Below are 20,452 nucleotides of genomic sequence, written 5' to 3' on the forward strand. Positions count from 1 at the left end.
AGTAACCTCCCGGCTACCTCGCGGCGACTCGGATTAATGTAGTCCACCACAACCACACAACACAAACCCGCAGGACAACCCAGGTTCTTCTAGTGATAGCAAGCAATCTTTCCGTCTGGACCATCGATGACTCGGACCGGGGTGTTGAAGATGGACGTCAAAATGTCATCGCGGATGATGTCATCCACTGATCCAAATTCAACGATGCGGCCTTCTTTGCACGCACAGATGTAGTCGGCATACCGGGCTGCGAAGTTTATGTCATGCAGCACCACAACAATGGTCCGCCCAAGAGATTGCGCAGCGTCTTTGAGATGTCGCATCATCTCTACAGAATGAGCAATATCCAGATTGTTGAGCGGCTCGTCTAATAGGACGTATTCCGTCTCTTGGCACAGGACCATCGCTACATACGCACGCTGACGTTGGCCTCCTGAAAGCTCATCAAGATACCGGTGCTGCAATTCTTCTAGGTGGAAGAAAGCTATGTATGTGGAAATTACTTCCTCGTCATGCGGCGTTAGTCGACCTTTGGTGTAGGGAAAGCGGCCAAAGCCAATCAATTGCCGCACAGTCAGCTTGGTGACGAAGTGATTTTCTTGCCGCAGAATGGACACCACTTTTGCTAACTCCGCGGATTTCGTGGATTGGACGTCCTGTCCGGCGACTTCGATCGTGCCCTCGTCCATGTCCAATAGACGGCCAATCATGGTGAGCATGGTGGATTTGCCAGCTCCATTGGGGCCAATCAAGGCGGTAATTCCGCCTTTCGGGATCCGCAGGTTGAGCGGACCAATAGCCACTTCCCCAGAGTAGCGTTTGGATACGTTCTTTACTTCGATCACAGTCGCCCCTTTCGCAAGATGATAAAGAGAAATGCACAGCCGCCCACGAGCTCAATGATGATGGACACCACGCCTTGAGCGTCGAACACGTGCCGCATAAGGAAGTAGGCGGCGGTAAGCAGCAAGAAAGCCAGGCCAATGGCCATCGGGAAAATGAAACGGTGGTCATAGGTATCGGTGAACTGATAAGCCAACGTGGCAACCAAAAATCCCAGGAAGGTCATGGGTCCTACCAAGGCGGTTGTCGTGGCCATCAAGAGGGACACCAAAATCAAGGTATAGATTGCATGGCCTTTGTGGTTTACTCCCAAATTCGTACTGACATCGTTGCCTAGGGAAATCGCGTTCAAGGTACGCGCATTGAGTAGCAAGAGCGTTGCCACGATCGCAACGATGGGAATGACGATGGGATAGTAGTCTGATTCCGCGTTGTTGATGGAGCCGAATAGGCGCGCGGTGAGCACGTCAAACTCGCTCGGCGTAAGAATTCGCTGCATAAACGTAGATAGGGAGCCCAAGCCTCCACCGATAACCACACCGACCAGCAGCATGGCGTGCATATTGTGCGTGTTATTGGTCAGTAGCCACGAGTACAGCACCAAGGACAGCCCCACCATGAGCGCCATTTGGAATAGGAATGTGGGGAGTGTGCGGGCGTCGTTAAGCCCTGCTGCTCCAAGGAAGAAGATGGTCGCAGTATTGATCGCTACATACAATGACTCAAAGCCCATGATGGATGGGGTAAGAATCCGGTTATTCGTCACAGTGTGAAAAGCCACCGTAGCCATCGCCTGGCACACCGCCACAATTGCCATAGCGATGAGCGCGTCCGCACGGCGTTGCGCAATGAGCCAGAATTTGCGCGATCCGAACTGCATCGGATTGTCGTATGCCAACCAGGCGAAGGCAAAGGCCAAGGCCAGCGCCCATACGCAGGCTAGAGTGAGCCAATACCTTTTCCGCGAAAGCTTAGCGTGCACGAGTGGACCTCACGATCATCACGATGAAAACAGCTGCACCCAGCACCCCAAGAATCACTGAAACTGGCATCTCAAACGGTGCGATAATGATGCGGCCTACTAAGTCGCACACGGTCACGATGCCTATGCCCAAGAGGCAGACCCACGGCAGGTTAGAGCGCAGGTCATCCCCACGCACCATCGACACCGCATTAGGCACGATGAGCCCCAAGAATGGCAAAGAGCCAACGACGACAGTGACAACACCGGTGGCCACGGCAATCAAGCTCGTGCCCAGCAAGAGCATGCGGTTGTAGTTGAGCCCAATGTTGGTGGCGATATCTTCACCCAAGCCAATAACCGTAAGCCGGTCGGCATAAATAAATACGGCGGCAAGGACCACTAACACCAGCCAGAGAACTTCATATTGCCCCTTGTACACAGAGGTAAAAGAGCCCATAAACCAAATTCCCAGCTGCTGCAGCATATCGGCCTGCAGGGCAAAGAAGCTGGAGACTGCAGAAATCACAGCTCCCACCATGATGCCGACGATGGGCACGATGAGCGAGGAGCGCAAGGTCACGCGGCGCAGAAAGAGGAAGAACACAATGGTGCCGATGAAAGAAAAGGCTACGGCTCCCATCATCTTGACCAGAATTGACGCGGTCGGAGCGATCCACAAGACGAAGAGCAGGCCAAGGCCCGCCCACTCAGTGGTTCCCGTGGTAGAAGGTTCTACAAAGCGATTCTGGGTCAACAATTGCATGACCAGCCCGCTCATGGCCATTGCGGCACCAGCGAGAACGAGCGCTATGGTTCGCGGAAGCCGAGTGATGCCGAACATGGCTGCACCGTCCTCGGCGCCGAAGACGTCGTACTGCCCCAATAACAAGGAGGCAGCGAGCAGGGCACAAACACTCAGCACTGCAAGGCCGAGCTTCCAATCCCACAGCGTAGGACGCGTGGTAGTTTCCATCTTTCTCCTCTAGCAGACAAAGGCCGGAGGGCCCCTCCCCTCCGGCCTTGGCGTGCGCGCTGGCTAATTCTTTTCGAAGGCCTCCGCCATCGCATTCAGCGTTTCCGTGTAGGTGATGATGTTTTCGTTGGTGTAGGTGTCCTGCGGAGCGGTAACGATGTGGCCTTCTTTGACCGCGGTCACGTTCTTCAGCGCGGAGGAGTCTTCTACAAGCTTTTGACCTGGGGTATATCCTTCTTCATCCTTGGCTATGGCGCCATCGCGATCCATGACGAGGATATAGTCCGGGTTGGATTTGGCGATCGCCTCCACCGAAATATCGTCACCCTCGTGGTCATCGCTGGCATTGTCTACCTCGAGCGCTGGGGTCATACCGATTAGATCAAAGAGTGGCCCATAGAAGCGTCCCTTACCTGGGGCAATGTAGTTAATCTCCCCGCCAGAGGTATTTACTGCCATGATCTTCTTGTTCGGATCATAGGCCTTTTTGGCGCGTTCCAAGGCAGCATTGAAGTCATCGACCAGGGCTTTGGCGTCCTCCTCGTGTCCAAAAACTTTGCCCATCGCCTCTGTCTGGCGGATTAGCTCTTTCGCCATATCCTCGCCGTCCCGTGGGGTGAAGTCCACCACTGGGGTTCCATCAACGAGGGATTCCAGATCATCTTGATACTGGCTGAAGCGCTGACCGTTAACCACAATATCTGGCTCTGCAGCCACCAATGCTTCCAAGTCTGGTTCGCGGTGGGAGCCCAGGTTAGCTTCTACGCTGTCCTCATTGATGTCTTTGGAAAGGGTATCCGGCACCAGGTCGAGGGGAGCCGCCACGATATTGACACCCCAATCAGACAGGATCTCAAAGGCGCGGTTATCAGTTACAGCTACACGCTCATACGGAGGATGAAGTTCCTGTTCCCCGTTATTGTCCTGCAGCGTGAGCGCGCTTGCCGACGCCCCCTTTTCCTCCCCCACTGCTCCATCTTCCGCGGGACTGCAGGCAGTCACTGCCAAAGAAGCGGCGATAACCGCAGCAACAAGAGAGCGATGAATATTCTTCACGATGAATTCCTTATGGACGGGAAACAAATACCAGCCTAACCTAACTTAGGTTGCCCTTATATTTCAAGGTTTAGGGTACCCTTACCCCCACCGGGTGGCGAGAGGGGGCTGTAAGAAAGGGAAAACGAGAAAAGGCCCCCGATGTCTCGGGGGCCTATCGGTGGAGCTGCCGGGAATTGAACCCGGGTCCTTCGTCACCTTGCCAGGGCTTCTCCGTGCGCAGTCCGCACAGAATCTCTGCTCGGCCCTCCGGATCGGGCGAACACGTCCGGATGATGGGCCCAGTCACCAGTAAGAGTCCCGACTGGCCCTGATGACCCGGCCAGCCGGCTAGTTCCTTAGTCGATGCCAGGATCTAGGTCAGGAACGAAACCTAGGCTGACAGACACGCGTCGCTGTAATTAGGCAGCGAGGGCGTAGTCACGCTGAGAGTTCTTCTCTGCGTTTATTGGTTGCTACGACGCTTATACGGTGGTCGTTAGCCTGCACCGGCACGCTTCCCCTGGCGCAGTGCACGAAGTCGAAACCAAATCAACCCCATGCTGTAGGGACGGGATAGTGCATCTTCCCTACGGTTCGTTCAACACTACCCCACCCGCTTTTATTTCCTCAAGTGCTCCTCTAACCACTCCTTGAGGACGACCGCATGGTTGATCTCGCGGCTGGATGCGGCGAAGAGGAGGGTGGCGTCGGAAAGCGCACGCAATTGGGCAAGCTCGTCGGAATCGTTGTCATCGAGCTCGGCCTTGTAGCGGCGGGCAAACTCGTCGAAGCTATCCTCGTCGTGGTTCCACCACTTGCGCAGCTCGGGGCTCGGCGCGACGTCCTTGAACCACTCGTCGTAGGCCACGTCACTCTTGGCGACACCCCGGGGCCACATCCGATCCACCAGCACCCCAGTGCCATGGACGGTGTCCTCGCCCTTGACTACGTCATGAACCTTTGCCGTCTTAAACATTGATTCCCTTCACGCGGCGGCCGAGCTCGCGGGAAATTTCGCGGTCTTGGTCGCGACGCTTAATATCCTCGCGCTTGTCATAGTCCTGCTTACCTTGGGCCAGCGCGAGCGAAAGCTTGGCGTAGCCATTCTTGAGGTAGACCTTGAGCGGGACCAAGGTCTTATTGCCGTTGCGCACCTGACCGTAGAGCTTGTCGATTTCGCGGCGGTGCAGCAAAAGCTTGCGGGTGCGCCGCGGGCTGTGATTCGTCCACGAGCCCATGGAGTATTCCGGAATGTGCAGGTTACGCAGGTACACCTCGCCATCGTCGATAGTGGCGAAGGCATCATTGAGCGAGATTTTTCCCTCCCGCAGGGATTTGATCTCGGTGCCGAGCAGGACGATGCCACACTCGTATTCCTCGAGGATCTTGTAATCATGCCGGGCCCGGCGGTTGGTAGCGAGCGTTGCTTCGCCGGACGCCGCCTTCTTATTCTTCTTGCCCTTCTTAGCCATAATTATGGCAGTGTAGTGCCCTTTTGGCTGCCCCAGCAAACGGGCTATTTGCGCACATAGGACCGCAGGGTGATATGTGCCGTGACGGCGGTGACCACCAACGCCAGCAAGCCCACGAGAGGCAGGGCAATCCAGAGGTCGCCGGATTTCATGGGGGCAAGCAGCTGGGATTCATACAGGCCTTGCAGGGATGGGTCCACCACTTGGGATTTGCCCAGGAAGATTCCGGCACCACCCAAGACCACGCCGATGAGCGAGGCCAGCACTGCTTCCAGTACGAACGGCGCTTGCGTCATCCACCGGCTCGCGCCCACCATGCGCATGATTTCCGTTTCACGGGTGCGGTGGAACGCGGCGATCTGCACCATATTAGCCACCAAGAAGATGGCCGCCACGGACATCACGATGGCCAGCACAAAGGTGGCATTGCGGATAGAGTCCAGGTTGCTTGCGGCATCACGCACTTCTTGCTGCTGGTCGACGACGTCCTCTACCGCCGGATTATCCCTAATCGCATCGATCGCAGAAGCGTCTTCTGGATCCTTCAGGCGCACGTGGAACGCTGCCGGCAGTGCGTCGGGCGAGGTTTGTTCCACCATGATGGGATCGGTGTCTTGGAAAAGCTCCTTGAACCGCTCATAGGATTCCGCGCGGTTGCGGTACTCCACGGACTCGACGGAATCATCCGCGTCGAGCTGCTTCTTGAGATCCGCGCAGGCAGGAGCTGCGCAATCCGGGTCGCCGGCGGAAATGTCCTCGTTGAGCTGGACCATGACCTCAACGCGGTCGAGATAGATCTCCTTCGTGTCCTTGGTCAGGTTGGTCACCATGATGCCGGCGACAACGAGGCCTACGGCAATAGCGGTGGTGATGATCATGGCGATGGTCATGGTCAGGTTGCGGCCAAGACCCTTGGTGGCCTCGCGGAAAATAAAACCTAGCTTCATGCTTCCCCCTCGTACATCGCCTCGTGCTCATCGCGCACGAGGACTCCATTGCGCAGCTCCAGGACACGCTTGCGTGCCCTATTGACGGCGCGAGCGTTGTGGGTGGACATGACCACGGTGGTGCCACGGCGGTTGATGCCCAACAGTAAGTCCATGATCTCGTCGGCGGTGGAGGGATCGAGGTTGCCCGTGGGTTCGTCGGCAAGCAGAAGCTTCGGCCGATTGACCACCGCACGCGCAATGGCCACGCGCTGCTTCTCGCCACCGGAAAGCTCGTGCGGATAAGCATCGCGGCGATCCTCTAGGCCCACCAGATCCAAGACCTGCGGGACCGAGGTGGAGATGCGGTACTTGCTCTTGCCAATGACCTCGAGCGCAAAGGCCACGTTTTGATATACCGTCAGCTTGGGAAGCAGGCGAAAGTCCTGGAACACATAACCAATGGACTGGCGCAGCGCGTTGATCTGCTTGCCTGAAAGCTCATTGACGTGGAAATCATCGAAATAAATATCGCCCTTGGTCACGTTGCTATAGCGCACCATGAGCTCCAAGAAAGTGGACTTACCCGAGCCGGACGGGCCGATGAGGAAGGCGAATTCGCCATCCGCAATCTCGAAGGACACCCCGTCGAGCGCTGGGCGAGACTCGGCGGAGTAAGCCTTAGTCACGTTGTCGAATCTAATCACGCGAATCACTGTAGCAACTAAAGTTGACACCACGCTGTGAACTGTATTTAAGTAATGTGGTCTAAGACACTAATTTGTTCCGACCCAATCGACAGAAAGTGCCGATACAATGGCCGAAACCGAAACTAAAGAAAAACCACGTTCTGCAAGCGGCTTCCTGGGCACTGTAGAAAAGATTGGCAATAAGCTACCGGATCCATTCTGGCTCTTCGTCATCCTCGCAGCCATCGTCGCTGTGACCTCTTGGCTAGGACACCTCGTCGGCATGACCGCAGAGGATCCCAAAACTGGCGACACCATCGAAGTGGAATCCCTGCTGACCACCGAGAATATCTCGCGCATGGTTACTGATGCAGTGGAGAACTTCACCAGCTTCCCACCGCTCGGCGTCATCCTTGCTGTGATGCTCGGCGTGGCTGTGGCGGAGCAGTCTGGCCTGCTTTCCGCGTTGGTGCGCGCGATGGTGACCAAGGTTAGTGCGAAAATGCTGACCTTCGTGGTGGCGCTGGCCGGCGTGACCGGCTCCGTGGCCTCTGACGCCATCTACGTCATCCTGATCCCGCTGGGCGCCATGGCCTTCCACGCCGTGGGCCGCTCCCCCATCGTCGGCGCGATGGTGGCCTTCGCAGCATCGTCTGCCGGCTTCAATGCCTCGCTGATTCTCAATATCACCGACCTCCTGCTGGCGGGAATTTCTACCCCGGCCGCACAGTTTGTGGACCCAGAATATGAGGTCAGCCCGCTGGCCAATATCTTCTTTGTCATCCCATCCGCAGTGGTGCTCTCCCTCATCATTACCGCGGTCACGGAATTCCTCATGGTCAAAAAGGCCCGCGAGCTCGTGGACCACGACCACATTAATTATGAAGAGGTGTCTTTTTCCAAGGCCGCCGGTGGGGCCACCGCGGACACAGAAGAGGATGAGGAGTACGACTTCACCGATGATGAAGAGGCAATGCGCATCAAGCCCAACGAGCAGCGTGGCCTGATCGCTTCCGGCATCGCGCTCGTGCTCTTCCTTGCCGCCTTCTTTGCCTTGCTATTTATTCCTGGCTCCCCGCTGGCGAGCCAAGGGGATAGCTTCATGGAATCGCCTCTGATTAGCGCCATCGCGGTGCCGATTGCCCTGGCTTTCTTGGTGTGCGGCATTGTCTACGGCCTGGCGGCAGGCACCGTGAAGTCTTTTGCCGATGTCCCCGAATTCATGGCCAAGGGCATCGAGACCCTCGTTCCCATGCTGGTCCTCTTCTTCGCCGTCGCCCAGTTCCTGGCCTGGTTCGAGTGGTCCAACCTCGGCGTATGGACCGCCATCAAGGGCTCCGAGCTGCTCCAACACTGGTCCCTGCCGCCGCTAGTCATGTTTGCGGCATTGGTGGCCATGGTTGCACTGCTCAACCTCTTCATCACCTCCGGTTCCGCCCAGTGGGCCCTGATGGCCCCGGTCATCGTGCCGATGATGATGTATGTGGGCGTCTCGCCGGAGGTCTCCCAGATGCTCTTCCGTATCGGTGACTCCCCGACGAATATCATCACCCCAATGTCGCCCTACTTCGCCTTGGCGTTGACCTTCCTGCAGCGCTATTACAAGCCAGCAGGCGTGGGTACTTTGATGTCGCTGGCGCTGCCTTACTCGCTGTCCATGTTGGTGGGCTGGTTCGCCTTCTTCGTCATCTGGTATCTCATCGGCATCCCGCTGGGACCAGGTGCACCGATGGACTACGCGGGTTAGGTCCATAGAGATCAGGCCGAACTGAGGATTTTCTCCCCTCAGTTCGGCCTTTTCGCGTTCAATTCAGCCCGATCAGTATGGACCTAGTCTTGGTCTTCTTGTTGCTGCATGCGCCAGCGGATACCGGATTCAAGGAATCCATCGATATCGCCATCGAGCACCTTGGAGGGATCACCCACCTCAAAATTGGTGCGCAAGTCTTTGACCATCTGATACGGGTGCAGCACGTACGAGCGCATCTGATTGCCCCAAGAGGCGTTGCCACCGGCGCCCAACGCATCGAGCTCGGCTTGTTCCTCCTGGCGCTTGTGCTCCAGCAGCTTCGCCTGCAGCACGCGCATGGCCGAGGCCTTATTTTGAATCTGCGACTTTTCGTTCTGGCAGGTCACCACAATGCCGGTGGGAATGTGGGTCAGGCGCACCGCCGAGTCGGTGGTATTGACGGACTGGCCGCCCGGACCAGAAGAACGATAGACATCGACGCGCACCTCTGAATCCGGCACCTCAATCGAGTCAGTCTGCTCCACCACCGGAAGCACCTCTACCTCTGCGAAGGAGGTCTGGCGCCGCCCTTGGTTATCAAAGGGCGAGATGCGCACTAGGCGGTGCGCACCCTGCTCCACGGAGAGCTGACCGTACATGTATTCACCGTGGACGACGAAGGTTGCAGATTTGATACCGGCCTCCTCCGCATAGGAGATGTCATAGACGTCGACCTTGTGGCCGTGTTTTTCCGCCCACCGCGTGTACATGCGCATGAGCATTTCGGCCCAGTCGGCCGCGTCCACACCGCCGGCGCCGGAGCGGATATTAATAACCGCCTCGCGCGGGTCATACTCACCAGAAAGCATGGTGGTGACCTCCAGCGATTCGATAGCAGATTCCAGGGAATCGAGCTCATCATCCGCCAGGGAGGTATCCCCCTCTTCTTCCGCGAGTTCGTACATCACGGGCATGTCCTCTAGGCGCCCGCGCAGGGATTCCAGCTTGCGGACCTTAGCCTGCGCTGCAGAAAGCTCGGAGGTGACCTGTTGCGCGTGGGCGGGGTCGTCCCACAAGGACGGGTCGCCGGCCTGGGCCTCTAGTTCCCGAATGCGGGCAGCCAAAGCCTCCGGGTCCATGACCTTCTCAATGGTGGTCAGGGTGGTTTCCAATTGCTTGAGCCGTGCTGTTACTTCGGGACGCATAGGCCCCAATCCTACCCACCCGGCCGGCATAATTAGCCATCGGCCGCGTTTAGGGTGACAATGGTGGGCATGGATCAAAAGCCGAGCTTGCAGGAGATGATCGATGCGGTCATCAAGACCTTCATTGTCGCGCACGCGGATGACGGGGATGCGCACCTAGCGCAGGCCCTTGTCTATAACGCCGGCCGCCTGGCCTGGCGCTTGCGCGAGATGGGCGTCGACGTAGAGCACAAGACTTCTATCTCGGACGTTGTTACGGATGCGGACAGGGCGGCCGAGCGCTTCGTCGCGGGCGTGCTCGAAGCCGTGCGCCCGGAAGACGGCATCCTCGGCGAAGAGGGTGCGGCCCGCGAGTCCCAGTCTGGGCGCACCTGGGTCATCGACCCGGTCGATGGCACCTACAATTTCTCTTCCGGTTCCGATTATTGGTGCTCTGCCTTGGCGCTTACCGACGCCACGGGGATCACCCTCGGCGCCGTCCACCGCCCCGCCATGGGTTATACCTGGTTCGGTGGCCGGGACTACCCCACTTCCCTCGACGGCAAGGAAGTAGCTCGCCTGCAGGAGAAGCCGGCCGAGCAGATTTCACTATCCACGTATCTGCACCCAACCTCGCTGGCGGATGAGGATATCCGCGGGGCATGGCAGCGCGTGGCGGAAAACTTTGCTACAGTCCGTATGCTCGGTGCTGGTTCTGTTGACCTGTCCTCCGTGGCCGATGGCACATGGGGCGCATGGATGCAGCATTCGGTGGCGGATTGGGATTGGTTCCCCGGCAAAGCCCTCGTGGAGGCAGCCGGTGGTGCTGCCCGCAAGGTAGAAGCCGGCGGCGTCGAATGGTGCCTCGCTGGCAATAAACAGGTAGTGGATCAGATGGAGGATTGGCTCCGTGGGTAAGTTCAAAGAAGACTTGGGCCTCGCGCTCGAGCTGGCGGGCCATGCCGATGTAGTGACCATGCATCGTTTCGAGGCCTCGGACCTCTCCGTCAAGGAAAAGCCAGATATGTCCCCCGTATCGGATGCGGACCTCACCTGTGAGAAGCAAATCCGCGCATCCCTCAAGCGCTCCCGCCCGCGCGATGAAGTGCTGGGTGAGGAATACGGCGGCGAGGCCTGCTATAAGGGCCGCCAGTGGGTCATCGATCCCATCGACGGCACCAAGAACTTCGTGCGTGGCGTCCCCGTATGGGCCACGCTCATCTCCCTTTTGGAAGATGGCGAACCGGTGGTATCGGTAGTTTCCGCACCCGCCCTGCGCCGCCGCTGGTACGCGGCCAAAGGCGCTGGCGCCTTCCGCGTTTTCGGCGGCGAGCCGAAGCGCTTGGGCGTATCCCACGTGGAAAAGCTCGCCGATTCTTCGCTGGCCATGAGCTCGCTAACCGGATGGGCCGAGCGCGGCCTGCGCGATCAGTTCCTCGCACTCACGGATAAGACCTGGCGCCTGCGCGGCTATGGTGATTTCTGGTCCTACTGCCTCGTGGCCGAAGGCGCGGTAGACATCGCCGCCGAACCCGAGGTGTCCTTGTGGGACCTCGCCGCGCCCTCCCTCATCGTGACCGAGGCCGGCGGCACTTTCACGGATCTGGACGGAAACCCCGGCCCGCACGGTGGATCCGGCGTCGCCTCCAACGGCCTGCTCCACAAGCACGCCCTAGCCGCGCTGCAAGGCTAGGAATGTCTCCGCAGCTGAAGTAACACCGGACCGCGGCGCTTCGCCGCCGCTCCGGAACACCCACCCGCCTGCGCGCAACTGCCGCAGCCGCCCGTGGGGCACGAGGTGAGCGATTCGCGCACCAGCTCCGCACTGCGCTCGAGATGGGCGAGGATAATTTCCACGGTACCCTGCCCTAACCCAGTAGCTTTTGCAATCTCGACCGAGTTGGATTTTCCCTGTTTAATGGCCTCCTTAACCTTCTCCGTGGGGCTCATAGGAAGACCTTGAGGACCTGGAATACGCCCACCGCAAGAATCCAGGCGGTGGCGAGCTGAAGGGCGAAACCGATAAGCGTCCACTTCCAACCTATTTCTCGCCGCTGCGCGGCCACCGTGGCCACGCACGGGGTATAGGCCAGCAGGAATACCATGTACGCCCATACTGCCGCTAGCCCATGCCCGCCAGAGGCCGCATCAAAATCAGCGCGAATGTGGCTGGCCAGCGGAGATTCGGCCTGCTCTTCTGGGGCATCATCAGTGACGTCTTCTACCGCATACGTCTGAGCCCAAGTAGAAATGAGAGTCTCCTTGGCCACGAATCCGGTGACCAACGGGCCTGTCAGAGACCAAGAATCAAAGCCAGCCGGGGCAAAGACCGGGGACATCACCTTTGAGACCGCGCCATAGGCGGAATCCTCCGGCGGTACCGCACCCTCGTTGAAAGAGTGCCCACCGGTTACCGGGATGGACATGAGCAACCAGATGACCACCACGGTGGCGACGATGATGCCGCCGGCGGTATGCAAGAAGCCTTTCAGACGCACCCACATCACCGACAGGGTGAGGCCAAAGGTGGGCAGCTGATAGGCCGGAAGATCGATAACTAAGGCTTCGGCCGGCATGGCGCGCCACACCGTGCGGCGCAAGGCGAGGCCTACCAACACCACCAGCGCGATAGACAGCACGTACATGCCGAATACCGCGGAACCAGCATGAGCGGGGAAAAACACCTGCGCCAGCATCATGAACACGATGAGACGGGCCGAACAGGAAGTGAAAGGAATAAGGAGGCAGGTAAGGATGCGATGGCGGACGTCGCCAAGCACGCGCGTCGCCGAAATCGCCGGAACATTGCAGCCATAGCCCACCACGATGGGGATAAAGGCCTTGCCCGGTAGGCCAATGGCGCGCATAACTCGGTCAGTGACCACCGCCGCGCGCGCCATATAACCGGAATCCTCCAGCACGGCTAGACACAGGAACATCAGGGCCAGCAGCGGGGCAAAGGTCAGCACCATGCCCACACCACCGATAAGGCCATCTACCAGCAATCCCGAGAGCAACCAGTGGTCTGGGAGGAGGCTGCGCACGGCATCAGAGACGGGACCGGCGATCAGTGCCTCCAGGCCGTCCTGCAGCGGTCCCGCAACCGTAGTGGTAATAAAGAAGACCGCCCACATCACCGCCAGAAATAGAATCGGGCCGAGCACTGGGTGCAGCACCACGCGGTCCACGCGCTGGCTAAGCGGTTCGCCGACGTCCGTCCTGGAAACGGCAGCCTTTTCCGCGGCGTCCAAATCCGCAAAGCGTTGGTCCACATCGGCGTTGGGCCGGATAGTCTGTGGCTCCGTCTGCATTGCTTTTGCAACGGCACCCTCCAGCGCATCGAGGTTTTCTCGGCGGCGACCATTGACGCTGACCACCGGCATGCCCACGGCGCGCGATAGCGCGGAGGTATCGATGCTAATGCCCTGCTGCTTGGCGACGTCCTCTTTGGTCACCCCCACCACCACTCGATACGGGTATTCCGCAATTTGGAATGCGAGGTTAAGCCCTCGCGCCGGCGCAGTGGCATCCACCAACACCACAACCACATCTGGGCGCTCACACGGCGGGCACTCAACGAGCATATCTCGGGTGAATTCCTCGTCCGGACTCATTGGATCCAAGGAATAAGCACCGGGCAGATCGATGATGTCGAAGGCCTCTGGCTGCGCATTCCACAAACCACGGCTGACTTCTACGGAGGTACCCGGCCAGTTGCCGGTCTGGACCTTCGCTCCGGTCAACGCGTTGAACAAGGTAGATTTGCCGGAATTTGGAGTCCCGACCAAGGCGAGGACAGGCGTTCCCTCCGCGGCGATACGCATGGAGGATGCGGAGTGACAGCTTGGCGCTGCGGTTTTGCGTGCCATTATGCCGCCACCGGGATGACTTCCAGCTGGCCGAGCGTAGCTGCATCCACCGCGTACCGGGCGGTACCCACGGTGACCAGGCGCGCCCCGCCGGCCACCTTGCGTCCGATCTGCACGCGCACCCCTGGACGGAAGCCCAGCTCACGCATACGCAGCGCCAACGCCGGCTGCGACTCAATCGCATGCCGCAGGCAGCATTCAGGTAGTTCTACCAATGCGTCCACTGGGGCTTGATCGGCACGCATACATTCGGACCTTTCGCAGGTCTGGTGGGTACGGGTGCGGGACGACAAGGACAGCTGAAACATCGCGCGGTTACCTCGGTTCTCTCTGACCGGCTACTGCCGGTGTTGTTAGCCACACCTAAGTAGCTTCTAGATAAGGCTAACCTTAGTCCGCAAAAGGGTTTCACACAAGCGCCGATTAGTTGTGATTATCAGCAATAAACAGAGACATAAAAGTGCCCGCTCCCAGTACATCGGGAGCGGGCAAAGAGCAGGGACGAGGTTAGTCCTGCGGTAGCGCGAAACCAGCGCCCACGCCGCCACGGCGATTCATATCCTCCAGGACTGCATCCATGGTGGTTGCGGCGGTTGGGTTATGGACCGGCCCCTGCAATGGGGTACGGCACGGGAAATTCACCGGCAGGAAACCACCGGTAATCGAGCCAACTAGGCGGCCATTGACCAACAATGGAGCGCCGGAATCGCCCATCATGGCACATACTTGGTTAACCTGAATCTTCTTTGCCTGCTGATAGGTCACACCGCAGGTCTTTCCGGTGGCAACGCCCTGCTTGCACACCTGCTGCCCCGGCTTAACGCCACCGCCCAACTCGTTGACGGTCACACCATTGTAGGAGCGGGACACCTTGGCCTTAGAGCCGAACTCGATAACGGCGTAGTCCAAGTCCTCGTTCTTAGACACTACGGTGCCGGTAGGGCCGATTTGCTCAGAATCAGCGGAGGTAACAGGGTCTCCCACATTGCCGCAGTGCGCGGCGGTGAGCCCAACCTTGCGGCCAGCATTATCGTTGCCCGCCACGGTCAGCGTGCACATCATCTGTTCATTGACATAAACCGGAGTGCCTGGGCCATAGAGGGACTCCCCCTCATTCATGGCTGCAACAGATTCTTCTGGAATGCGTGGGGCATCAAAGAAGGAGCCCGGCACGCGGTGCAGCACGTAGTCAGCCTGTGGCTTGCCCGCAGCTACCTTGGAAAATCCATCATTTTTCCACTTGTAATTCGGATTGGTGCCCTTAGGTTTAAATTCCGGCTGGGTGGCCTGCTCCGCTAGGCCGATGGGATTCGGGTTGGTCATCGGCTCCGCGTACTGCGCCTCCTGCACCGTGTGCTGCACGGCTTGCTGCGCGTTGCGCACAGAGGAATCCACGGCGTCGGTGACGTTCTTATCCACCTGCGGGGTTTGGATACCAACCCCCGCCAGGCCATCTCGGACCTGGTCAATAATCCCTGCGGAATCGAAAACCGGTTGGGGCAATTCCTGGGCGCCTGCGGCCGGGGATCCCAGGAAAAACGCACCAGCGAAAGCCGAGCCCACCAGGACTTTCTTAAGGTGCGGAATGCGAAGCATCAAGGTACCTACTTTCAGTTGTCAACATCGTGCAAGCTCGATACTGGCACGAAAAAATTGTGGAATCAGCAAACTCCTGTGACTGTGTCCAAGCCGTTATATTTCTTCCAGAATTCGGGGGTAATCACCCCTCCCCTATCATTGGGCGCATGGTCACACCGCTGTCTTATTCCGATACCTCTGGCTTCCCGCAGCTGCACATGTCACGAGTCATCGACGCTGATTTTGATACCGCCGCACACCGGCTTTTCCGTTGGACAATCCAACGCAGCGGGCTATTCCGCGTGCGCCCCACCCATGAGGTGGTAGAGCTCGGCGCGGAGGTCACCATGGGCCTCGGCCCGTGGGATTTCCGCTGCCGCGTGGTCGACGTCTTCCACGCAGACGGCCGCTGCGGGTTCACCTACGGCACCCTTCCCGGACACCTCGAGCGCGGCGTAGAAACCTTTACCCTTGAGCGCCTGCGCGACGGTCGCACCCTGCTGCTTATCGACGCCGCCTCCGAGCCCTTCCTCCCCTTCCTGCGCCCCCTCGTGGATGTGCCAAGGCGCCTACTGATTAGGCGGCTCTACCTTCACGCTTTGGACGATTAGCAGGATTGTATATACGACAAAAGCCGCCTCCCCGACCTCGGGAAAGCGGCTTAGTCTCAGCCCTGGTTAGTTCTTGCGCTTGTCCTCGATGGACTCGCGAGCATCGCGGACAGCGCCCTTGACACGGTCAAAGAAGCCACCCTTCTTCGTGGACTCTTCTTGGTACTCGTGTGCCTTGTCCTCCACGAAGCCCTTAGCGCGCTGGAAAGCATCGCCGACGGCGCTACCAGCCTCGGATGCCTTGCCCTTTAGCTGATCCAGGCGCTCAGAGGACTGCTGACCGTTGACGTTGTCCTGGTTCGGCGCAGTGGCAACACGCTCTTCGTTTGCTTCGCCTACGATGTGCTGGCTCGGCGCATAGTCCGAGTTATCCTCGTCCAGCTTCTCCTGCAGGTCCGGCTGCTGCGGGGCGGAACCAATGTGCTCTTCCTGCGCCTCACCTACGATGTGCTGGCTCGGCGCGTAGTCAGCGTTGTTCTCATCCAGCTTCTCCTGCAGGTCCGGCTGCTCGGAGGCAGAGCCTACATGCTCTTCGTCGGCGCCAGCAACGACGTGATTCTGCGGCTCGTACTTGCTGGCGGTAGATAGGCCGGCTGTGCCCGCGGCGCCTGCCGCTGCAACCCCTGCACCTGCTGCAGCCGCGCCGGACCGAGCGGAGGTGCCAGAGTTAGCTGCCGAAGACACAGTGTCCTCAGATGCCAGGTACTTGTATTCGTTGCGATCCAGGTCAACTTCGTGGCCTAGTTCGTTTGCCATTGCTACGTACTCCTTTAAATAGATTTATCTTCTTCCTTCTAGGGTTCCAGAAAATTCAGGAGCGTGCACGGAAATGGGTATGGGAAAGCGTCGACCGGTGGAGGGATCAGTCATCTCTAAACACTCAACATGGAAGGTTTCGCGTACGAGTTCAGCAGTCATCACCTCCTCGGTGGCCCCTTCGGCCACAATGCGTCCCTCACGCATGGCTACGATTCGATCGGCATAACGCGCGGCATGGACCATATCGTGGACCACCATGACCACTGTGGTCCCAGCGCCATTGAGGTCTCGAATCAGATCCAAAATGGACAATTGGTGCGCGGGGTCGAGGTAAGTAGTTGGCTCATCAAGCAAGGTAATTGGTGTTTCTTGGGCCAAGGTCATGGCGAGGAAGACGCGCTGGCGCTGACCACCGGAAAGATCTGCCGCGGGGGCGTCGAGAAGCGCGCTCACCCCAGCACGCGAGGCAGCACGCTCAACCGCTGCATGATCTCCGGCCCGCATCGTCGCTAGCGCCCCTGTATAGGGATAGCGGCCGTAACCGATGACGTCACGCACTAATACCCCTTCCGGAGCCACGGGATGTTGTGGCAGAAAAGAAACTTCACGGGCAAAGGCACGCGAGGAATACTTGCTGATATTTTGGCCCGAGAGGTACACCGCGCCTGCGCTGGGCGTAAGCTGGCGGCCCAATGTCTTGAGAAGCGTCGACTTGCCGCAGCCATTCGGCCCGATCAGAGCGGTTACTTGACCACTGGATAAGTGAAGATTTACATCCTTGACCACATCGGGGCCACCGTAGCCCACGGTTAATTCGCTACACGTCAGGGTCATGTCTAGCCTCCGTTTCGCACTCGGGTCAGCCGAGTCAATAGGAAAATGAAATACGGTGCACCGATCAGCGCGATGAGCGCGCCAACGGGGAGTTCCGTGGGGGCGAAGGCCCAGCGACCGAGCGTATCGCATGCGGTCACAAGGACCGCGCCGCCCAGGGCCGCCACGGGTATTTGCCGGCGCAGGTTCGCGCCAACAACCAAGCGAGCAGCATGTGGGACGATGAGTCCGGCGAAGCCCAAGACCCCGGCCGCGGCGACTCCCGCGGCGCCGAGGATGACGGCTAATGCTACTGCTATTAGGCGCAACATCTTGGTGCTCACGCCGATGCCGGCCATGGTCGAGTCATCCAGCGCGAGCATATCCAGGTGTCTTGCCACCACCATCGAGACGGTTAGGGCGAGAAGGATAAAGGGGGCGACAATGGTGGCATCGCCAAGCGAGCGGGCGTAAAGCGAACCTTTCAACCATGTCATGGCCGCTCCTGCCTCTGGGGCGGCCCGCACCAAGAGCAATTCGGTGATGGCGCCCAGCCCAAAGGATACCGCCACCCCGGTAAGCGGCAGGCGCACCGGATCACTTGCCCCGCGTCCGGCGAGGAGAAGAACCAGCCCAGTTCCAGCCAACGCGCCAATAAAGGCTATGAAAGTCAGCAGGTGGGCCGGCAGGGCGCCTGATCCCATGAGTACCGCAACGGCCGCGAGTCCGCCGCCGGAGGTAATACCCACCGTATCTGGTGCGGCCAAAGGATTGCGTAGCGCGGACTGCAATAGACAGCCAGAGACGGCCATGGCAATACCAGCGCAGATTCCCACCAAGATCCGCGGGGCGCGGTACTTCCAGATGAGCGGCTCTCCGGTAACGAAGGCGGTGATCACCTCGCCCGGCGGTTTCATCACCGCACCGACGCCCATGCCGATGATTGCGCTCAACGCCAACGCCAGGATGAGTCCTACTAGCACCCCAACAAATCTCTTATGCCGCATGCTTCCTCCTCCCCAGCGCATGGACGGCCCACAACACTAATGGCATGCCAGCCAAAGAAGTCACGATGCCCACTGGGGTCTCGGCTGGCGCCCAGATTGCCTGGCCAACCGAATCGGCCACCAAAAGCACCGCTGCTCCAACAATTCCAGCCACGCACAGCCCCATGCGGTGGTGTGAGCCGCACACCCGCCACGCTACGGCCGCGGCCATCAACCCCAAGAAGCCAATCGGCCCAGTTGCAGCTACGGCCGGAGCAATAAGCACTACCGCCGCCACAATGGCTGCCAACCGAATGCGCTCCGGCTTCGCGCCGACAGCACCAGCCACGGCATCGCCTGCTACGAGCAAGTCCAGCGTTTTTGCACCGACTAAGGTCAAGGGAACCACGACCAGCACGGCAATCAGCGCCGGTATGATACCGCTTAGGCGCACACCGGCAAGCCGACCAGAAAGCCATGACATCACCGTAGCCAGTTGAGCTTCATCTATCACCAAGAAAATGGAGGTCAAGGCGCTACACAGCGCGGAAACGGCAACGCCAACAAGCACCATGCGCTGAATGGCACCGCTCTTACCGACGCCCACCGTCACCCCCACAGCAATCCCCGCACCCAACAGCGCACCGGGCAACTGGTCAACACTCGAGGTTTCGCTTCCTATAAACATTGCTGTTGCGACTGCGCCGAGTGCCGCACCGGAGTTCACACCAGTGATGGACGGATCGGCTAGCGGATTCGCAGTTGCCGTCCGCAGCAATAACCCGCCTACCCCTAATGCGATACCGACGACCGTGGTGGCAAGGAGACGGTCAAAGGCCACGCTATGCAGCTCTTCTTCCAGCCACGGGGTATCAGCTGGCACCTGAACATGGCGAAGCCGCCACCACCACACGAAGGCGACGGCAGCGGTTGCAAGGACCAGGCAGGCGCTGGTTTTAGTTCGAGGTGCCACTACTCTTCAGCGGCGATGATGTCATCGAGCATATGCTCGGCGGAAAGCGGCCCGCGGGCGCGCGACCAGATATCTTGGTCCACCTCTACGATGTCGCCGCTACCCTTGGCATAGGGCGTCTTTTTAAACGCATCGACGTCCTTGTACATAAAGACTAGGTCAGCCTTCATACCAGGGAGCTTATCGCCGGTCAGTTCCGCTACATCAGTCTTAGATTCGATGGATGACTTCTCACCTTCGAAAGCATAGTCATAGCCCACCTCACTTAGTAGCGACTGGGGGAAGGAAGGGTTGACCCAGGTATAGAGCATCTCACTGGACCAGCCAGCCACGACCGCACGGCTCCCCGGCTTTACCGCATCCTTGGTATGAGCAATCTTGTCCTCGATGCGCTGACGGACTTCTTTGGCCTTTTCCTCTTTACCTAGCTTGGCCGCGATCTCATCCATCGAGTCCAGCACGTCCAAGTAAGTCTCATCTGGGTAGGATTCGGTCTGCCCAATCTCTTCCAACTGCGGCATGATATCGGCTTGACGGGTAGGGCTAGCCAGGATCAGATCCGGCTCCAAGGACTGGATAACCTCTAGATTCGGCTGCTTGGCCTGGCCCACAGAGGTCGCCTGACCCAGCTGCCCTTTCAAAGTGGTCGGTGCCTCCGACTTACCGATTTCCACGATTCCCACTGGGTCCACATCGAGGGCCTTGAGAATTTCCTCGTAGCGCCAATCAAGCGCCACAACTCGCTCGATCTTCTTTTCTCCGTTTCCTTCCTTAGAAGAAGAATCAGAAGAACACGCAACAAGGCCTGCGCCTAGGGCTAGAGTGGCTACGAGTGCGATAACTGCACGCACATTCATGAAGTCTTTCTTTTGCATAGGCTTACCTTACCTAGGTAAGGGTTTGCTGTCTAGAGCCTGATTGCTACTTTCCCGCTACAGACCATGTCGCCGCACGTTCACTAGATTCCGGGGTTAAGTAGCAAAAAGTGTGTCTGAGTTACAGCGATCTTGCTGCTCAGGCTGGGTAAATCGGGCGGATATAAGGT

21 protein-coding genes and 1 other RNA gene are annotated in these 20,452 nt (G+C 58.7%); 4 read left to right on the plus strand and 18 right to left on the minus strand.

What is annotated here, in order from left to right; translation table 11 throughout:
* Positions 1–89: 89 nt before the first annotated feature.
* The 9 genes from QP324_RS11255 to ftsE all read right to left on the minus strand — a co-directional run bounded on the left by QP324_RS11255 (position 90) and on the right by ftsE (position 6,923).
* Positions 90–845, minus strand: coding sequence for an ABC transporter ATP-binding protein (locus tag QP324_RS11255; protein WP_284816091.1), 756 nt, complete (start codon positions 843–845; stop codon positions 90–92).
* On the minus strand, positions 842–1,825 hold the full coding sequence (locus tag QP324_RS11260; protein ID WP_284766700.1) for an iron chelate uptake ABC transporter family permease subunit: 984 nt from the start codon (positions 1,823–1,825) through the stop codon (positions 842–844). The genes QP324_RS11255 and QP324_RS11260 overlap by 4 nt, the downstream gene beginning before the upstream one ends.
* A complete protein-coding gene (locus tag QP324_RS11265; protein ID WP_284766701.1) occupies positions 1,815–2,780 on the minus strand; it encodes an ABC transporter permease in 966 nt (321 codons plus the stop codon). Before QP324_RS11265 ends, QP324_RS11260 begins: the two co-directional genes overlap by 11 nt.
* Positions 2,781–2,843: 63 nt before the next feature.
* Positions 2,844–3,839 carry a siderophore ABC transporter substrate-binding protein gene (locus QP324_RS11270; protein ID WP_284768011.1) on the minus strand — a complete coding sequence of 332 codons (996 nt, stop codon included), beginning with the start codon at positions 3,837–3,839 and terminating at the stop codon, positions 2,844–2,846.
* A 155-nt stretch (positions 3,840–3,994) separates the two neighbouring features.
* Positions 3,995–4,375, minus strand: a transfer-messenger RNA (tmRNA) gene (gene ssrA / locus QP324_RS11275).
* Between the two features lie 62 nt (positions 4,376–4,437).
* Positions 4,438–4,794: a DUF488 domain-containing protein gene (locus QP324_RS11280; RefSeq protein ID WP_284816092.1), complete on the minus strand. Its 357-nt coding sequence runs from the start codon at positions 4,792–4,794 to the stop codon at positions 4,438–4,440.
* Positions 4,787–5,290 carry an SsrA-binding protein SmpB gene (smpB, locus tag QP324_RS11285; RefSeq protein WP_005322310.1) on the minus strand — a complete coding sequence of 168 codons (504 nt, stop codon included), beginning with the start codon at positions 5,288–5,290 and terminating at the stop codon, positions 4,787–4,789. Before smpB ends, QP324_RS11280 begins: the two co-directional genes overlap by 8 nt.
* 44 nt (positions 5,291–5,334) lie before the next feature.
* The gene (ftsX, locus tag QP324_RS11290) at positions 5,335–6,237 is read right to left on the minus strand and encodes a permease-like cell division protein FtsX (protein ID WP_284816093.1); all 903 of its coding nucleotides are present in this window, start codon (positions 6,235–6,237) and stop codon (positions 5,335–5,337) included.
* The gene (gene ftsE, locus QP324_RS11295; RefSeq protein ID WP_284816094.1) at positions 6,234–6,923 is read right to left on the minus strand and encodes a cell division ATP-binding protein FtsE; all 690 of its coding nucleotides are present in this window, start codon (positions 6,921–6,923) and stop codon (positions 6,234–6,236) included. Before ftsE ends, ftsX begins: the two co-directional genes overlap by 4 nt.
* Before the next feature lie 109 nt (positions 6,924–7,032).
* On the opposite strand from ftsE, the gene QP324_RS11300 reads away from it, so the two are divergent.
* On the plus strand, positions 7,033–8,652 hold the full coding sequence (locus QP324_RS11300) for an AbgT family transporter (protein ID WP_284816095.1): 1,620 nt from the start codon (positions 7,033–7,035) through the stop codon (positions 8,650–8,652).
* An 83-nt stretch (positions 8,653–8,735) separates the two neighbouring features.
* Here the strand turns inward: QP324_RS11300 and prfB are convergent, their stop codons facing one another.
* Positions 8,736–9,839 (minus strand): peptide chain release factor 2, encoded by a 1,104-nt coding sequence (gene prfB, locus QP324_RS11305; RefSeq protein ID WP_284816096.1) that lies wholly within the window; start codon positions 9,837–9,839, stop codon positions 8,736–8,738.
* A 60-nt stretch (positions 9,840–9,899) separates the two neighbouring features.
* On the opposite strand from prfB, the gene QP324_RS11310 reads away from it, so the two are divergent.
* Both QP324_RS11310 and hisN read left to right on the plus strand, forming a co-directional pair.
* A complete protein-coding gene (locus tag QP324_RS11310; RefSeq protein WP_049378796.1) occupies positions 9,900–10,736 on the plus strand; it encodes an inositol monophosphatase family protein in 837 nt (278 codons plus the stop codon).
* A complete protein-coding gene (hisN, locus tag QP324_RS11315) occupies positions 10,729–11,511 on the plus strand; it encodes a histidinol-phosphatase (protein WP_284816097.1) in 783 nt (260 codons plus the stop codon). The genes QP324_RS11310 and hisN overlap by 8 nt, the downstream gene beginning before the upstream one ends.
* Before the next feature lie 253 nt (positions 11,512–11,764).
* Here the strand turns inward: hisN and feoB are convergent, their stop codons facing one another.
* The 3 genes from feoB to QP324_RS11330 form a co-directional block, all read right to left on the minus strand.
* Complete coding sequence (gene feoB, locus QP324_RS11320; RefSeq protein WP_284816098.1) at positions 11,765–13,687, minus strand: ferrous iron transport protein B; 1,923 nt, start codon at positions 13,685–13,687, stop codon at positions 11,765–11,767.
* Positions 13,687–13,932 carry a FeoA domain-containing protein gene (locus QP324_RS11325; RefSeq protein ID WP_225745784.1) on the minus strand — a complete coding sequence of 82 codons (246 nt, stop codon included), beginning with the start codon at positions 13,930–13,932 and terminating at the stop codon, positions 13,687–13,689. Before QP324_RS11325 ends, feoB begins: the two co-directional genes overlap by 1 nt.
* 262 nt (positions 13,933–14,194) lie before the next feature.
* The gene (locus tag QP324_RS11330) at positions 14,195–15,283 is read right to left on the minus strand and encodes a S1 family peptidase (protein WP_284816099.1); all 1,089 of its coding nucleotides are present in this window, start codon (positions 15,281–15,283) and stop codon (positions 14,195–14,197) included.
* A gap of 149 nt (positions 15,284–15,432) precedes the next feature.
* On the opposite strand from QP324_RS11330, the gene QP324_RS11335 reads away from it, so the two are divergent.
* Positions 15,433–15,876, plus strand: coding sequence for a DUF1990 domain-containing protein (locus tag QP324_RS11335; RefSeq protein WP_284816100.1), 444 nt, complete (start codon positions 15,433–15,435; stop codon positions 15,874–15,876).
* Positions 15,877–15,942: 66 nt separating this feature from the next.
* On the opposite strand, the gene QP324_RS11340 is transcribed toward QP324_RS11335, so the two are convergent.
* The 5 genes from QP324_RS11340 to QP324_RS11360 are packed head-to-tail and all read right to left on the minus strand — an operon-like array spanning position 15,943 to position 20,282.
* A complete protein-coding gene (locus QP324_RS11340) occupies positions 15,943–16,632 on the minus strand; it encodes a kinesin (RefSeq protein WP_284816101.1) in 690 nt (229 codons plus the stop codon).
* Between the two features lie 24 nt (positions 16,633–16,656).
* Positions 16,657–17,469, minus strand: a complete 813-nt coding sequence (locus QP324_RS11345; protein ID WP_284816102.1) for an ABC transporter ATP-binding protein — start codon at positions 17,467–17,469, stop codon at positions 16,657–16,659.
* A 2-nt stretch (positions 17,470–17,471) separates the two neighbouring features.
* Positions 17,472–18,455 (minus strand): iron ABC transporter permease, encoded by a 984-nt coding sequence (locus QP324_RS11350; protein ID WP_239236405.1) that lies wholly within the window; start codon positions 18,453–18,455, stop codon positions 17,472–17,474.
* A complete protein-coding gene (locus QP324_RS11355; protein ID WP_239236406.1) occupies positions 18,445–19,407 on the minus strand; it encodes an iron ABC transporter permease in 963 nt (320 codons plus the stop codon). Before QP324_RS11355 ends, QP324_RS11350 begins: the two co-directional genes overlap by 11 nt.
* Entirely contained in the window at positions 19,407–20,282 is an 876-nt protein-coding gene (locus tag QP324_RS11360) for an ABC transporter substrate-binding protein (RefSeq protein WP_049157735.1), read from the minus strand. Before QP324_RS11360 ends, QP324_RS11355 begins: the two co-directional genes overlap by 1 nt.
* Between the last annotated feature and the right edge of the window lie 170 nt (positions 20,283–20,452).

The organism is Corynebacterium sp. UMB0012, assembly GCF_030216265.1.
Classification (GTDB): domain Bacteria; phylum Actinomycetota; class Actinomycetes; order Mycobacteriales; family Mycobacteriaceae; genus Corynebacterium.